The organism is Sphingopyxis witflariensis (genome assembly GCF_002205635.1).
Taxonomy (GTDB): Bacteria; Pseudomonadota; Alphaproteobacteria; order Sphingomonadales; family Sphingomonadaceae; genus Sphingopyxis; species Sphingopyxis witflariensis.
Map to the genome: position 1 here is coordinate 251640 of NZ_NISJ01000002.1, position 14804 is coordinate 266443.

Annotated in this window: 17 protein-coding genes and 1 tRNA gene; 5 read left to right on the plus strand and 13 right to left on the minus strand. The window is 60.1% G+C overall.

Annotated elements, in window-relative coordinates:
• Position 1 precedes the first annotated feature (1 nt).
• The 3 genes from CDQ91_RS05190 to CDQ91_RS05200 form a co-directional block, all read right to left on the minus strand.
• A complete protein-coding gene (locus tag CDQ91_RS05190; RefSeq protein ID WP_088471656.1) occupies positions 2 to 1915 on the minus strand; it encodes a TonB-dependent receptor in 1914 nt (637 codons plus the stop codon).
• A 92-nt stretch (positions 1916 to 2007) separates the two neighbouring features.
• Positions 2008 to 2952, minus strand: coding sequence for a FecR family protein (locus CDQ91_RS05195; RefSeq protein ID WP_088471657.1), 945 nt, complete (start codon positions 2950 to 2952; stop codon positions 2008 to 2010).
• Complete coding sequence (locus tag CDQ91_RS05200; protein WP_237245825.1) at positions 2949 to 3539, minus strand: RNA polymerase sigma factor; 591 nt, start codon at positions 3537 to 3539, stop codon at positions 2949 to 2951. The genes CDQ91_RS05195 and CDQ91_RS05200 overlap by 4 nt, the downstream gene beginning before the upstream one ends.
• A 551-nt stretch (positions 3540 to 4090) precedes the next feature.
• On the opposite strand from CDQ91_RS05200, the gene CDQ91_RS05205 reads away from it, so the two are divergent.
• Both CDQ91_RS05205 and CDQ91_RS05210 read left to right on the plus strand, forming a co-directional pair.
• Positions 4091 to 4843 carry a hypothetical protein gene (locus CDQ91_RS05205; RefSeq protein ID WP_088471658.1) on the plus strand — a complete coding sequence of 251 codons (753 nt, stop codon included), beginning with the start codon at positions 4091 to 4093 and terminating at the stop codon, positions 4841 to 4843.
• Between the two features lie 3 nt (positions 4844 to 4846).
• Positions 4847 to 5749: a hypothetical protein gene (locus tag CDQ91_RS05210; RefSeq protein WP_088471659.1), complete on the plus strand. Its 903-nt coding sequence runs from the start codon at positions 4847 to 4849 to the stop codon at positions 5747 to 5749.
• Between the two features lie 637 nt (positions 5750 to 6386).
• Here the strand turns inward: CDQ91_RS05210 and CDQ91_RS05215 are convergent.
• From CDQ91_RS05215 to CDQ91_RS05245, 7 genes are all read right to left on the minus strand, one after another.
• Positions 6387 to 6674, minus strand: a complete 288-nt coding sequence (locus CDQ91_RS05215) for a hypothetical protein (RefSeq protein WP_088471660.1) — start codon at positions 6672 to 6674, stop codon at positions 6387 to 6389.
• Between the two features lie 92 nt (positions 6675 to 6766).
• On the minus strand, positions 6767 to 7144 hold the full coding sequence (locus CDQ91_RS05220; protein ID WP_201791862.1) for an MbcA/ParS/Xre antitoxin family protein: 378 nt from the start codon (positions 7142 to 7144) through the stop codon (positions 6767 to 6769).
• Positions 7134 to 7601 carry a hypothetical protein gene (locus tag CDQ91_RS05225; protein WP_088471661.1) on the minus strand — a complete coding sequence of 156 codons (468 nt, stop codon included), beginning with the start codon at positions 7599 to 7601 and terminating at the stop codon, positions 7134 to 7136. Before CDQ91_RS05225 ends, CDQ91_RS05220 begins: the two co-directional genes overlap by 11 nt.
• Positions 7602 to 7762: 161 nt before the next feature.
• Positions 7763 to 8353 carry a hypothetical protein gene (locus CDQ91_RS05230; protein WP_088471662.1) on the minus strand — a complete coding sequence of 197 codons (591 nt, stop codon included), beginning with the start codon at positions 8351 to 8353 and terminating at the stop codon, positions 7763 to 7765.
• Positions 8344 to 8889 carry a hypothetical protein gene (locus CDQ91_RS05235; RefSeq protein ID WP_088471663.1) on the minus strand — a complete coding sequence of 182 codons (546 nt, stop codon included), beginning with the start codon at positions 8887 to 8889 and terminating at the stop codon, positions 8344 to 8346. Before CDQ91_RS05235 ends, CDQ91_RS05230 begins: the two co-directional genes overlap by 10 nt.
• Positions 8890 to 9392: 503 nt before the next feature.
• Positions 9393 to 9677, minus strand: a complete 285-nt coding sequence (locus CDQ91_RS05240; RefSeq protein ID WP_088471664.1) for a type II toxin-antitoxin system RelE family toxin — start codon at positions 9675 to 9677, stop codon at positions 9393 to 9395.
• On the minus strand, positions 9667 to 9936 hold the full coding sequence (locus tag CDQ91_RS05245; protein ID WP_237245826.1) for a type II toxin-antitoxin system Phd/YefM family antitoxin: 270 nt from the start codon (positions 9934 to 9936) through the stop codon (positions 9667 to 9669). Before CDQ91_RS05245 ends, CDQ91_RS05240 begins: the two co-directional genes overlap by 11 nt.
• Before the next feature lie 192 nt (positions 9937 to 10128).
• Here CDQ91_RS05245 and CDQ91_RS21210 point away from each other — a divergent pair.
• Positions 10129 to 10284 (plus strand) — tRNA-Ser (locus CDQ91_RS21210).
• Here the strand turns inward: CDQ91_RS21210 and CDQ91_RS05250 are convergent.
• Complete coding sequence (locus CDQ91_RS05250; protein ID WP_088471666.1) at positions 10274 to 11047, minus strand: transglutaminase-like domain-containing protein; 774 nt, start codon at positions 11045 to 11047, stop codon at positions 10274 to 10276. The genes CDQ91_RS21210 and CDQ91_RS05250 overlap by 11 nt on opposite strands.
• 120 nt (positions 11048 to 11167) lie before the next feature.
• Here CDQ91_RS05250 and CDQ91_RS05255 point away from each other — a divergent pair, with 120 nt between their 5' ends.
• On the plus strand, positions 11168 to 12415 hold the full coding sequence (locus tag CDQ91_RS05255; protein ID WP_237245827.1) for an MFS transporter: 1248 nt from the start codon (positions 11168 to 11170) through the stop codon (positions 12413 to 12415).
• Here the strand turns inward: CDQ91_RS05255 and CDQ91_RS05260 are convergent.
• Positions 12388 to 13149 carry a competence/damage-inducible protein A gene (locus CDQ91_RS05260; protein ID WP_088471667.1) on the minus strand — a complete coding sequence of 254 codons (762 nt, stop codon included), beginning with the start codon at positions 13147 to 13149 and terminating at the stop codon, positions 12388 to 12390. The genes CDQ91_RS05255 and CDQ91_RS05260 overlap by 28 nt on opposite strands.
• A gap of 107 nt (positions 13150 to 13256) precedes the next feature.
• On the opposite strand from CDQ91_RS05260, the gene CDQ91_RS05265 reads away from it, so the two are divergent.
• Positions 13257 to 13892, plus strand: a complete 636-nt coding sequence (locus CDQ91_RS05265; RefSeq protein ID WP_088471668.1) for a glutathione S-transferase family protein — start codon at positions 13257 to 13259, stop codon at positions 13890 to 13892.
• Between the two features lie 151 nt (positions 13893 to 14043).
• Here CDQ91_RS05265 and CDQ91_RS05270 read toward each other — a convergent pair whose 3' ends face one another.
• The gene (locus tag CDQ91_RS05270) at positions 14044 to 14772 is read right to left on the minus strand and encodes a Bax inhibitor-1/YccA family protein (RefSeq protein WP_088471669.1); all 729 of its coding nucleotides are present in this window, start codon (positions 14770 to 14772) and stop codon (positions 14044 to 14046) included.
• Between the last annotated feature and the right edge of the window lie 32 nt (positions 14773 to 14804).

Below are 14804 nucleotides of genomic sequence, written 5' to 3' on the forward strand. Positions count from 1 at the left end.
GTCACACCGACTGGATGTCGCTCCAGATGTTGCGGAATACCGCGACTTCACCCGAAAGGCGCCGATCGGTAGTCTGGAATTTAGCGCCTGCCTCATAGGTCCAAACTGAATCCGGATCGTAGGACGGCGGGATGACGACGACTCCGCCGCCGACAGACGTCGCGTTAAATCCGCCGCTACGGAAACCCTTTGATGCTGTGGCATAGAAATTGAGCGCGTCGCTCGCCCGGAATGAGAGATTCACCTTCGGCGTGAAGGCTCGGAACGTATCGGATCCGATATCCACCGACGCGCTGCCGAAGATGCTGCTAGCCGAGTTTTGTGTCCGCTTGTCTTCGAAATAACGTCCGCCCAGATTGAGATCTAGTCCCGCGGCGATTTCATAGGTGACGTCGCCAAAGATGGCCCAGGATTTTGATGTGTCGCGGCCCCCTGCTGAGTAATAGTCTACAGGCGCTGCCGTCACAGGATCGATTACGCCGAGTGTTACACTGCTGGAGCGCGAGTTGCGATAAAATCCGCCGATCACTCCTCGAAGCCCAGACCCGCTATCATATTGCAGCCGCACTTCCTGCGAAAACGCGGCAAAATCAGAATCGCCGGCGAACACGTACGAGTCTACCGTGCCTGCGGGAAGACCCTGCAGGAGTTCGACGAGCGGCGCGAGGACGTCGGTGAGATCGATGACGGAACTGCCCTTGCGCTCCTGCCAGCTCGTCGCACTGACCAGCGATACCGATCCCAAGTCATAGTGCAGAACGCCGCTGAACAGGTTGATATGGTTCTTGATTGGAGTGGGAGCGGCATACTGGATTTCGCGATTGTCGTCGGCGACATTGTTGCCGCCGGTTTCGATATTCTGATGCGAACCCATGAAGGTCGCCGTCAGCCTATCTCCGAGCTTGGCCAGCAGCTTTCCGCGAACGAAATAGGACCGGCCACGATTGACATTGTCTTCGCCCGTACGCGTGTTGTCGATCCAGCCGCCAATACGGGTATAGCCGCCAGCAACACGAAAGCCGAGCTGATCCTGCGCGAGCGGCAGGTTCAGAACGCCCTCGCCGCGCCATGCCATCTGCCCGCCGTCGATCTGGCTGATTTCACCCAATGCCGAGCCGCTGACTGTGGTCAACTCGGGATCGTTCGTGATGTAGCGGATCGTGCCGCCCATCGCGCCTTGGCCGTAGAGCGTGCCCTGCGGCCCCCGCAGCAACTCGACGCGCGCCATATCGACGAGCCGGATGTCCGGACCTTGATCGGGAAATTCCGTGTTGAGCGGAATCTCATCGATATATTGGCCGATCTGGGCGAGGCCGCTGAAAGACGATACGCCGCGGAACTGGATGCGCTGCTGGCCTGGTCCGAATTCGGATATGGAAAGTCCCGGAACGGAATATTGCAGGTCAGTGATCGTCTCTGCGTTTCGGTTCTGGATTTCCTCCTCTCCCTTCACGCTGACGGAGATCGGAATTTCAAATGCAGTCTCGGCACGCTTCTGCGCCGTCACGACGATATCGCCGTCGCCCGAAGTCGCAGGCGCAGCGTTCGGGCTGGACGCGCCTGACCCCACAGTCGTTGCACCCTGATAGAAAGACGCCTGGGTAGCCGTTCGCGCCACCTTGATTGTGTACGTGCTCGCGCCGGTATTCAGCGCAACCAGGCCAGTATCGTCCAGCAGTTGCCGAAGGGCTGCGTCAACGTCCATCGTCCCGCGCACGCCGTTGGTCCGCTTGTCGCGGATGTCATTTCGAGTTGATAATACCTGGACGCCGGCCTGCCGTGCGAAGACCTGAATGCCCGAGCTGGCGGCCTGGGGCGGGATATTGAACGATTTAGACTGCGCAGCTGCCGGTGATGTCAGTGAAATCGATGCGGCGATTGCGCCCACGAGATAACAGCTGTTCTTACTTTGCATGATGCCCCCCTCAGGTCGACGTCGTGATCAACGCCATCTGAGTGCCTGAGCGCCCTAGAAAGACTTTCCTTCACCAAAGCGTCATATTTATTTCATTTCCGGCCGAGCGTGATCTCGCCGTCCCCCGAAGTGCGGACCGGCACACCCAGAATATCGTGCACTGCGGTCGCGAAGCCCTCCGGATCGTCAGTTCGAAATATGCCGTCGACTTCCTCGTTCGCGATCGTCGGATCATGGATCACGATCTTCCGGCGATTATATCTGTTGAACTCGGCAGCAGCGTCAGCAAGCGGCCGCGCGACAAGTTCGATTTGGCCACTTCGCCAAGATAGCGAACTCGCAGCAGAAGCTTCAATGGCGACGGGCCGCTGACGACCCGGCGTGTCCGGCATGAAGAGCTGTGTGCCCGCTCGCGCGCTGACCGGCTCATTCGCATTTGCGTCGGTCCAGGCAGCAACGACCCCTTCGGTGACGATGATGTCCGCGCCATTGCCGCGTCGGCGCACGGAAAAGGCAGTGCCTACGGCTCGGACGCGCACAGGTCCTGCCTCCACCACGAACGGGCGCGCCCGGTCATGCTTGACCTGGAACCAGACCTCGCCCCGATCCAGCCGAACGTTCCGATGGCCCTTGTCGAAGTTTACCGCGATTCGGCTATCTGTATTTATGGCTGCCGTCGAACCGTCTGCAAGCGCAACACGGCGAACTTCGCCCACTTCGGTGGCGTATCCGGACACGGAAGCGTTGTAGAAGACCAAACCAAATATCGACGCTGCCATTGCTGCCGCGCTGCCAGCGAGCATGATCCGGCGCCGAGACCAAGACGGCGTCGTCACAGGAGGCTGGCCCAGCGCAATCGTCTCGGGATCGCACGAGATCCAAGCGGCCTGCGCCATGAGAAGTTCGCCTTGGCCACGCGGGTTTTGGGCTAACCAGTTCGCGAGGTCTGCTTCGTGCGCATCGCCCCAGTCGGATCGGCCCATGCGCGCTACCCAGCGTGACGCCTCATCCTGCAGGAGCGTGTCTTTGGAATTCATCGCGACCGCCCCTCCACATCATTCCCGAATAATTTGAGCCGCTCGGACAGATCGTCCTGCTTCTTCAACCAGTTTTTCCGCACCGCTTGCACGCCTCTATAGATATTGTTCTCGACGACGCTCTCCGTGACACCCAGCAAGCGTGCGATTTCGATTTGCGAATAGCCTTCAATCTTTTGCATTTCCACGATGCGGCGACACCGTTCAGGCAACTCGGCAATTAACGAGCGAACACGCTCGGCATCCATACGCCTCGCTACCTCCATCTCGGGTCCGGTGTCGGGATCAGGTATTGCCTCGATCTCCGCGATACTTTCTAGTGAAACGACGGAGGCTTCTCGCCGCCGCCTGACCAGAAGATTGCGGATAATAGAGAAAAAATAGGCCCCTGGCCTGTCAATATGATCTACTTCGTCAATCGTCGCCAGGCGGCAATATGCTTCCTGCACCAAGTCGTCCGCCTCTTCGGACTGCACGCGCGCACGCCGAAGCCAGGCGCGCGACTGCGCTTCGTGCGGCATCACCCTCAGGGCAACCCATGTGGCGCGCCGTCGGCGGATCTCAAGCAGCGATTCTTGCGGGTCCATACCCATCCTATATCATGACATCACAAGCTAAGAGCCTGCCGAGAAAAGTTTCCTTCACTTATCATTTGCCGGCGACGACGATCACCCGAATGCTCCCAGGAAAACGTGCCCCCTTTGCTCAGCAACAAGCAGTTTCGATGCGGCATGCAATCGTTTCCGGGGAAGCCGTCGGATAATAAGCGGCGGTTTGCCGCCACGCCCGCAAGCGGCGTGAGATACAGACCTTGTTCTGAGGGCCTGCTCAAGGCACCGCCGAAGCTGGCCGTTGCACGAACCGCTCCGCGGATTGGTGCTAGCCTCGATGTAAAGCGGCCCCGCGAGCGCCGCGCCTGATTGAACGCCGGCGGCCACAGGCAGACCCTTTCGACTCCTTCAACTGAGGAGTCGAACGATGAACATAGAGTATCAGGAAACCGCCAGATCGGGCGATCAGACTTCACAACGAAACTTGCCCCTACTGCGGCACATCTCTCACCCGAGACACGCGAACCAAAGAGCATGTGGTGGGTAGACGATTCGTGCCGCGAGGGTCACTTCATCAGCATTGGAATTTGATCGTCTGGGCCTGCGAGCCCTGCAATCGTCGCAAGGCCGAGTTAGAGGATGACCTTTCAGCGATCTCGATGCAGCCCGATCCTTGGGGCGCTCACGCGCGCAATGACGTTCGTCTGCGCAATGAGGCCGAGCGCAAGGCCAAAACCAAGAGTCGTCGCAGCGGAAAGCCCGTCAAGGATAGTCAGGAGCAATTCTCGATCTCTCACACCTTCGGTGGCGCGGAACTCAAATTCAGCTTCACATCAGCTCCACAGGCAGATGAGGCCCGCATCATTGAGCTGGTGCGAATGCAGGTTATGGCATTCTTCTACTGGATCACGATCCAGCCAGGAGAGGTCAACGGGCGCTTCTGGCAGGGCAGCTTCTTTCCCCTCCAACCCGTTCGACGGGCTGACTGGGGCAATGAACAGCTCCTATTCTTCATGGCGGAAACAAAACATTGGGACTGGAGAGTCCATGCCGTCACTGCCGATGGCTATTTCAAGCTGGCGATCAAAAAGCACATCGACGAGCTGCTTTGGTCGTTTGCGGTAGAGTGGAATGAGAGTTATCGGATCGTCGGCTTTTTTGGTGACACCGCAGGTCTAATAATGCTGCGGGACCGGCTTCCTGAGCTGGCCATGCAGACGATCCACGCAAAGGGTGACGATTGGGTCCGCCATCGCCGCGAAGTGCCGCTGTGCGATGAGGATGACAAACTATTCTCCCCTCCGGATGATACGTTCGATCAATCCGCAGGGGGGGAGTAAGCTATGCTCTTTGATGGCAACGAGCTTGAGACAGATCACCGCTATTTCCAAAATCTAGGCAAGACGGATTTTCGGCCCGACATAGCGGCATGGTGCGAGGCCACATTTGAGCGCTCGCAGATGCTGCTTGATGACGATTTCCCAGCGCGATTTCGCCGTGAGACACCTCAGCGCATATCCGAGCTGCTTTTCGCCGCGGCTTTCCTCGATGCAGGCTGGGAGCCGCTAGGACGGGTGCCGGGTTTCGATCTCGCCTTCAAGCTGGGAGAGGGTCGCCTGCTAGTCGAGATTACTACTCCCGAGCCGCATTCGCCGGACACATGGACCGAGACAAAGGGCGACGGCTACACTTCATGGTCAACCGACGCCAAGACAGAGGATGCGGCGTTGCGGAGACTGACAGGCGGCTTTGCCACCAAGGCCGAAACAATCCGCAAGCACTGCGACGCAGGCGAAGTTTCAGGGGCCGATTACATTGTCGTGGCTATCTCGGGCTTTCGGATAACCCAGGAATCTCCTGTAGCGCCAGAAATTGGCGGGCCCGTCCCAGACTTTGCAAAGGCATTCCTACCCATCGGTTCGCGCTATGTGACGGTGCGGCTGGGCGCCGATGCCGATATACCGATAGGCGGCGGTTGGCAATTTAAGGCGACTATCGACCAAGAGGGCAAGAATCCGGTCGATCGAGATTTTTTCTTACGACCCGAATTTCAACATATCCATGCGGTCGCATACACGCCGCTGCATTTCGGTGAGCCGATTTCGCCAGTCAAGGAGTGTGCCGCCCTGCACAACCCCATGGCGCGACCGAAGGCTGAGGCCATCGCCCTCGGGCTAGGCTGCGAATTCGGGGTCGACATTGGCGAGGATGAATTTGCCATCGGCCCCCTAAAACCCGCGAGTTAAGTGACTTCTTAATGCAGCATAACGGTCAGAAGACTGCTTTTAGGATCGTGCGCCGTGCTTTCCGACACCGCAATCAGGCGCACAGCACTGTCGTTCGAGCGTCAACTCAACGACCGCTTTCGGGCAGACGACAATCAAGGCCGCAACGGCCGAAATGAGGCGCAAAGCAGCCTTTACAGATCACCTCACCAACGGCTATCGCGGCAGCGTGCTCGCAATCGTGAGTACACCTACTGAGTACACATGCGTCGTTTCACGTCGCGGAAAATGGCGGAAAACCGTGGGCTTCCAGCCCATCCGACCCCTCCCGTAGGGGTCACCATGGTTTTCAAGCACTTAGCTTGAAATCCGTCTTTCTTATCAAATAACCGTCAAATAAGCATCGTTGGTCGTGAGCGGACGTTTGCGGCCTTACATGGACGGAATCCAGCCCCACTCGCTTGGCCCTTGCGAGTGAGGAGATCGCGGTGACAGGCCATCCCCAAAACCGCACCGGCCCTGGCAAACAGGAAATCGGCGACGAGCAACTCCGTCGCGCTGAAATTGCATCCCCAGAGGGCACCTGCAGATCAGCTCTGCGTCCCGATGTCGGCCATTGCTAGCTGCCGCCAAATTCGCCTATCAGTCTCACGGTCCGCTAACTTTCATCGTCCGCCTTGCCGACGGGGTCTCCGAGTTTGGGTACGGCCATCGCTAAGGCATCTCGGATCAGTGTGAGGGGGCCAGCGCTGCGATCCTGATCGCGCAGTAGAAACTCTTCGCAAATCTCGGCGACACCGGCTTCATGATATGCATCCTGTTGTACGCGCACTTCGTATGTGCTGACCGCCCCCGCGGCAGTGATATTTCCGAGTGTGATCTCGCCGATTTTGTATTTCAGCTTCTCAGCGCCCCAGGGCCAAATCTCGATCGTTGCGACCAGCATATGTTTTTCCTTTTCATCTCTAAAATCAATGTCACTGCATCAATCAAACTTCCCGCGCCGACCGAACTGAATTTGCGCGCTGCAGCGAAAACTCATCCGAGTTGGGCGTCGAGATAGGTCCGTACGCGGCGCAAATCTGCGATGTCTCCGCGGAGCATCTGATCGAGCGCACTCCCGCCGGAGAAAATCGGAGCAAAATTGGGCGCGCGCATCCAACGGTTGGCCCGCGCGCGATCTGGAAGAAGCGTCTGGATGGCCTTGTATATTCCGAGCATCAGCGAAATCCGCTTCAAGGTTTCGCCGGATCCCGAAGCGACATCGCCGCGCCGCCATCTCGCCAATTCGAACTCCGCGGGCGAGCCGAGCAAGATGATCTGCTCGGCCTCGCTCAGGTCCCATTCGTCCGCCAACCGGAAGAATGCTCGGAGGCCGGCGGCCAGCAGCCCAAGATCGGTCTTGTCAGTATCCACTGAAACGTATCCCGCCGAAATCTGCCGACGATTTGAGACCTTGCTTCGTCAGCTTGAACAGCGGCCCGCTGGGATCGTGGCCGGGCACGAAATAGAGCCCGCCGTCGACGCCGCGAGAAACATATTCTGAATGCCACACAGGCGTCAGGCCATCGATCCCGATTTCGAACAAGATCTTCCGCGGCCCGCTGATTTGCGGAACAAGGCTGATGATGATCGCGTCGCACCGCGCCATGCACATGGCCGCCTCGACCTTCCGGCGATCGGCTCGGGTCGCCGTCGTGGATGGTACGATCAGCAGATACGCCTGGGGCGCTATCAGAAATTGGGCAAAATCGGGCGGCAGGACCGGCAGCTTGGTATCAAGCTCCAGGCCCACTTTGCGGATGATCGCGAGCGCAATCCGCAAAGCGTCGGCCTCTTCAGCCCTATCTTTGTCGGTCAGATATTTTTTCATCGTTAGTCCATTCTTTGCCGCGGCTTCGGCTGGGGCCGCTGCTTTCATCTCTTCGCTCCAGCCAGAAGCTGGGCTTCCGCCTTGAACGGGGTCATCTCCGGCGTTGCCGTTCGGAGCGCCGGCGCCGGCGACATCATTCATGCGCCGTCGGCGCTGCTACCTCACCGCGCCTGCCAATCGGCCCACTCTTCAGTCATCATGGCTTTGCCCGCGTCCGCGGCGAAGGGCCGGACCAAGTCGCCGAAACCATAGGATTTGAGCTCCCTGGCCATCGCCATCAAATGCACATGCGGCGGATTGGTTGAACCAACCTGGATCGGCAGATGCATCGCGGCGATCACCGCGAGGTTGCGATTGCGGCACAGATGCTCGCGCGTAAAGCTGCGAACATCCTCCCAGATTTGGTGCAAGCGATCCGCGTCGGGAAAGCGGATCGTCGTCATCACGAGCAGATCCTTGAGCCCGTCGAAGGCCTGCTCCTCATACTTTTCGCACAGGTGTTTGGGATCGAGACAGTCGTCATTGGCCTGTGGCGGCAACAGAACATCCCAACGATAACAGGACGGCACCCAAGGGGCAGTGATATCGGTCTTGCGTCCGGGACAAAGGCGCCTGAGCACCGAGATCGGGACGGTGTGAATGGGACCGCCCTTGATCTGCCGGCGCACGACACCGAAGACCAGACCGGGGTTGCCGCCGGGCACCGGGACATAGTCGAGATCCCCGAGGGCCGGGCACTTCTTCATCGCCATGACCAGCCTCCGCTAAGATGAGCGCCCAAATGCGCACTCGCCCGCTCCAGCCCGGCATTCCTGTCCCATTCGTCGGAATAAGGAGCCTGTTCAGACAGGAACAGACCGTGGCGCATCAGCTGGATCGACGGCCCATGATCCGACGGCACGAGCCAGCTATCTCCCGAGAGGCCCCGAAAGAGGCGGTAATCGAGAAACCATGCGAGGTCGCCGTCACCCGGCAGGACGATATCGACCTTCAGATCGGAAGCCAGCCGGTCGGACGAATGCCGGAGTAACAGAACCGGATGACCGGTCGCGACGGCTTCAACCTCCATCTCGCCCAGAAACAGTGGTGCTGCGCAGGCTGTCGCCCGGACGAGGATGCCGGGCGTCTCAAGGTACAGGCTGTTGCCAAGCAGGCCCACCGTATTCAGGAGGTCATGCCTGGCTCGGCTGTGCATGAGCGCTGCGACATATCGCATGACCTTGAGGTCGGTTCGCGAGGAGGCCGGGAGCGGCACGCTTCCCTTGATGACAAGTCCGAGCATCGTCATGCGCTGAATCCCTCTGCGAGCGCGCAGTCGGTTCCGACAGCTTCGGTCGCTATTATCGGGGGAAGCGCATTTATGCCGTCAGCCGCGCAATGCGGCATGGATATCTTCGTCAATTTCATTGGAGACGCTCACTTTCATGAGCCCGTCGTCAGATGCTTTTCATCCTTCTTGCAGGGCCAACCTGCATCTTCTTTTCCGTTTCTCTTCCATTAGAAAATCGGCGGCCGTTGGCGCCGATCTCTTCACCTCACCAGAATAACCTCGGCGATTCGGCCTGTCGCCGGCTTGACCACGTTTCTCACAACGCCCGTTCCGGCTGCTCGGGCGACCTGATCGCCTTCCAGACTCGCGAGCATGGCGCGCGCAAGCTTGTGGGCTGCATCGTCTCGGCGACTCGGCGGCCATTATATCGGCCCATCAGAGCACACATAAGGAACACCGGGGCAAGAATTGGTAATCCGGCGAATGGGGTTGCTGGCGGCCCAGATGAACACAGTTGGATTCTACTGCCTCTTAGCGGCATCCCGATAGACCGCGTTCCGCTCACGTTTTCCTACCGCAACCACACTGACAACAAGCTCGGCGTCTCTGACCTCATAGACCAAGCGATAGCCGACTGATCGCAGCTTGATCTTGTATCGGTTTGTAGACCCATGGAGCTTGTCCGCAGGAACGTGCGGGTTTTCGAGCCTCTCTGCGAGCTTCTTTTTGAACTGGGCGCGGATTGTCGCGCCCAGCGCATCCCATTCCTTCTTTGCCTCCGCCCGGAAGCGGAGATTATAGGTCATCCAGCGACACCGCGATTTCAGGACTGCGGGTCCGCGCGTCAGCGATGGCGTTGAGCTCGGCATCCTCAATCAAATTCAGCATCGCCTCATATTCTCCTGCCGGAACACAATAGAAGGCGGGTTCATTGCGGTTCAGGATCGCGACGGCAGCGCCATTCCCGGCCGCCATGGTGCCCATCGGGTTGCGTTTGAGTTCTGTGACACTGGCCGTCACATTGGCATGGATGGAATGAGCCATTTCATTTTCCAATAAGAGCATTTATGAGCGCTTTATATAGAGCTATTAAAAGCACCATTCAAGATATCACAGGCGCATTTGCATTGCTGTGAGCGTCATCGCTACCTCATCCATCCACCCGATATGCCGCATGGCCCAAGCTGGCTTGCGCAGGCCAATCCGGAACTGGCGGAGAACACGACACAACCAAGGCTCGAGGCCTACAAAACTCGTGCGGTAAAGTTGCGGTAAAGGCATGGCATAATTCTGCTTTGTTCATGTTAAGTTCTCATTTCAGACTTGCACGAATCGACAGAATTCTGCCATTTTTCACCCACAGCGTATGCTTCCCAAGCTTACGACGAGGGTTCGATTCCCTTCACCGCTCCACCGTCACCTGCTGGTTCAACATCTGGATGTCGCCATAGGCGGTCAGGAAGCTGATGTCGGCGGCGTCGCGGCCGACGGCGATTTTGGCCATTTCGGCCTCCTTCGCCATGCCGGTCGCATCGACCAGATGCCATTCTCCGCCCAGATACACCTCGGCAACGGCGTGGAAATCCTGTGGCTCGACGCCAAGCGCATAGACGCTGACGACCCGCGCCGGAATGGCGGCGGCGCGCGCGAGACTGACCATCACATGCGCATAGTCGCGGCACACACCGCGGCGTTCGACGAAGCTGTCGAGCGCGTTGGTTTCGGCGTCGCTCGATCCCGCAACATAGGTGAAATGTTGCTCAATCCAGTCGCGCATCAAGCCGATTTTCGCGCCGCCCTCGACTCCGCCAAACTCATCATGGACGAAATGCATGAACTTGTTCGACGCGCAGTAGCGCGATTCGTTGAGATACTGGACCGCCTCGGCGGGCAGCCGGTGCATCGGAACCTTCGCCAGCGCCCGGTAATCGGTCACGACGCGCTCGATCTCGACCGTCGCCGCATAGCGCACGTTGAGCTCTCCGCCGCTGCGCAACCAAATGCGGTCGCCGATCATGTCCTGCGCCGCGACGCGCGCGAAAAATTCAGTCGCGCCGACGTCGAGCGTCGCCGCGACGATCGCCTGTCCGGGGATCGCCGCCGCCTCGATATGGAGCATCAGATCGACCGGATCACCGAGGCGATAGTCGAGCGTAGCGGTGATATTAAGCTTCATGGACTGCTAACGCTCCAAAACGGAATCGGTGTCCGCAGAGACGGAACGACCGAAAAGCCATAGCATGATTTCACCGGGCCGCTGTATGGCCCGCACGCACATCAACCACCGGAAACCTCAGTGACCCCATCGCGCACCATCCCCTTCATCGTCGCCACCATCTTCATGGACGCGGTCGGCTTTGGCATCATCATGCCCGTGCTGCCGCAACTGGTGATGGAGGTCGGCGAGCTTGACCTGCCGCACGCGATCGAGGTCGGCGCGTGGATCGGGCTGGTGATGGCGGTCGCGACCTTCGTCGCGTCGCCCCTGCTCGGCAATTTGTCGGATCATTTCGGGCGGCGGCGCGTGCTGCTGCTCGCGCTCGGCGGGCTCGCGATCGACTATGCGCTGCTGACGATCGTCGAGACGTTGCCCTGGCTGTTCATCGCCCGCGCGCTGTCGGGGATATTCGGCGGCAGCTATGCCGCAGCGCAGGCGGCGATCGCCGACATCACCAAGCCCGAAGAACGTGCGCGCAATTTCGGCTTCGTCGGCGCGGCCTTCGGCGTCGGCTTCGTCGCCGGGCCGGCGATCGGGGGCTTGCTCGGAGAGATCGGACCGCGCGCGCCCTTCGTCGCCGCGGCAGTGCTCGCCGCCGCCAACATGCTCTATGGCCTCTTCATCTTCCCCGAAACGCTGTCGCCCGAGCGCCGCCGCGCCTTCGACTGGCGGCGCGCCAATCCGCTCGGCGCGTTCCGCACGATGCGCAGCCTCCCTGGCATGAGCGGTGTCGCGGGCGTGCTGGTGCTGTGGCAGATTGCCAGCCTCGTCTATCCGATGACGTGGAGCTTTTACGGCATCGCGCAGCTTGGCTGGACGCCGGGGATGATCGGCGCGAGCCTCGCCGCGGTCGGGGTGGCGATCACGCTGGGGCAGGTCTTCGTCGTCGGCCCGGCGGTCGCGCGGTTCGGCGAACGCGACGCCGCGACGATGGGTATCCTCGTCGCGGTCGCGGTCTATATCGGCTATGCCTTCACCACCACGACCTGGGGCGCCTTCCTGCTGCTGATCCCCGTCGCCCTGCAGGCGCCCGTTCAGCCATCACTGATGGCGCTGATGTCGCGCCGCGCGACCGCAGAGACGCAGGGCGAGGTGCAGGGCATTTCGGCGATGGCGATGGGGCTGGGGCAACTCGTTGCGCCGCTGCTGCTCACCGGGACGATGGCCTGGTTCACTTCGGCGAACGCGCCGGTCCATTTCCCCGGCGCCGCCTTCATCGTCGCAGCGGTGTTTGGTTTGCTCGCGATCGCGATGCTGCGCCGTCTGCCACGCATTACCGGCACCGACGTATCGGCCGATCAGATCCCGCCGTCGGTCACCGCATAGCCCGCGCCCTCGATCCCCATGGTCAGCGCGGCGACGCACGCCGTGACGCGGTCGCCATCGGTCGCGCGGATCACGAAATTGGCGCCTGTGCGCCCCTCGCGGAAAAAGGGATAGCTGCCGATCGCGACGCCATCATGGTCGCGCTCGGCGGCGCTCAAAATGTCGGCGATCTCGCTTTCGGGTGCCCAGGCGCCGATCGTATGCGCGACGAGCGGCGCGCCGCCCTCGAGTGTCCCGGTCAGCGCGTCGAGCATGCCGGCGGTGATATGCGGCACGCCCGCCATCACGAACAGGCTGCCGATGCGGATGCCCGGCGCGCCCGACATGCGGTTCGGGATCAGCTCGGCGCCCGCCGGAGTGCGTGCCATGCGCAGCCGCGCCTCGGTCAGCTCGCCACCGCGCGCGGTATAATAGCGTTCGAGGATCGCGCGCGCGTCGGGATGGATGATGACATCGACCCCAAGCGCCTTAGCGATCGCATCGACGGTGATATCGTCGTGGGTCGGGCCGATCCCGCCGGTGGTGAACACATAGTCATAGCGCGCGCGCAGCGCGTTCACCGCATCGACAATCTCATCCTCGATATCGGGGACGATCCGCACTTCGCGCAGGCGAATCCCCTGCACGTCGAGCCAGGTCGCGATCTGCGCGACATTCTTGTCCTGCGTGCGGCCCGAGAGAATCTCGTCACCGATCACCAACACGGCGGCTGTCCAGATGCGTTCGTCGCTCATCCCCTTGCCTTACCCCGGCGCCGTGACAAAACAAGCACCTGCAATGGCATCCCATCAATGTTCATGTTATGTTCCAACGCGAATCATATTTACGAGGGAGAAGTCCAATGGCCGATGAGCTGATTTTTTACACCAATCCCACGTCGCGCGGACAGATTGTCCGCTGGATGCTCGAAGAGGTCGGCGCGCCCTATGAACAGCGCCTGCTCGACTATGACACGACGATGAAAGCCCCCGCCTATCTGGCGGTCAATCCCATGGGCAAGGTTCCGGCGATCGTCCATAATGGCCATGTCGTCACCGAATGCGCCGCGATCTGCGCCTATCTGGCCGATGCCTTTCCCGATGCAAATCTTGCGCCCGCCCCCGCCGCCCGCGCCGATTACTATCGCTGGCTGTTCTTTACCGCAGGGCCGGTCGAACAGGCGATCACATCGAAGCATCTCGGGTTCGAGCCCAACGGCGAGCAACAACGTTCGGCGGGTTTCGGTTCGCTTGGGGCGACGCTGGATGCACTCGAAGGCGCGGTCGCAGGCAAGGCGTTCGTCGCAGGCGACAGCTTTACCGCCGCCGATGTCTATGTCGGCAGCCAGATCGACTGGGGCCTGCAATTCGGCACCATCCCGTTCCGCCCGGCGTTCGAGGCCTATGCTGCGCCGTTGCGCGAGCGCGCGGCATACAAGCGCGCCAAGGAAGTCGACAATGGTTTGATTGCGGAGATGCAGGCAGCAAATCCAGGCTGACCGTGCATCGGCTTTGGGGGGAGTTGAGGGAGGGGTCGCTTTTCAGTCGCTAGCGGACACCCTCTCGCAGATTTGCAACCCCACCCATGCCCAAAGAAAAAGCCCGGCGAATCGCTTCGCCGGGCTTTCCCGTGTCTGAATGTCCGTCCGCTTATTCGCGGCTGCCCAGAAGGTTGAGCAGGAAGGTGAACATGTTGACGAAGTCGAGATAGAGCGTCAGCGCGCCCATGATCACCGACTTGCCGACAAAGTCGGTCCCGCGGACATAGAAATACATGCTCTTGATCTTCTGCGTGTCATAGGCGGTGAGGCCTGCAAACAGCAGCACGCCGATCACGCTGATCGCGAGGCTGAGCGCGCTCGACTGCACGAACATGTTGATCACCATCGCGACCAGGATGCCGACAACGCCCATGATCAGGAAGGTGCCGAAACCCGACAGATCCTTCTTGGTCGTGTAGCCATAGAGGCTAAGGCCCAGAAAGGCTGCGGCGGTCGCGAAGAAGGTCGTGGCGATCGAGGTGCCCGTGAAGTTGATGAAGATCGTCGACATCGACAAACCCATCACGCCGGCATAAACCCAGAACAGCACCTGAGCCGCCGTGGTCGACAGCTTGTTGATACCAAAGCTCAGCACCAGCACGAACGCCAGCGGCGCCAGCATCACGACCCACATCAAGGGGGTGCCGATCATCGAGGCAGTAAAACCGCTGTTGAACGCCAACATCGCAACGATGCCGGTGAGCAGCACGCCCGAACCCATATAGTTGTAAACCGACAGCATGTACGACCGCAGGCCGGCATCGACGGCCTGGTCCATCGCGTTCGCGTTGGCTCCGAAACCGGAAGCCGCCACATTGGGGTCGTTCCAATTAGCCATTGTCATTACTCCATCATCGGCCAGTCCATACC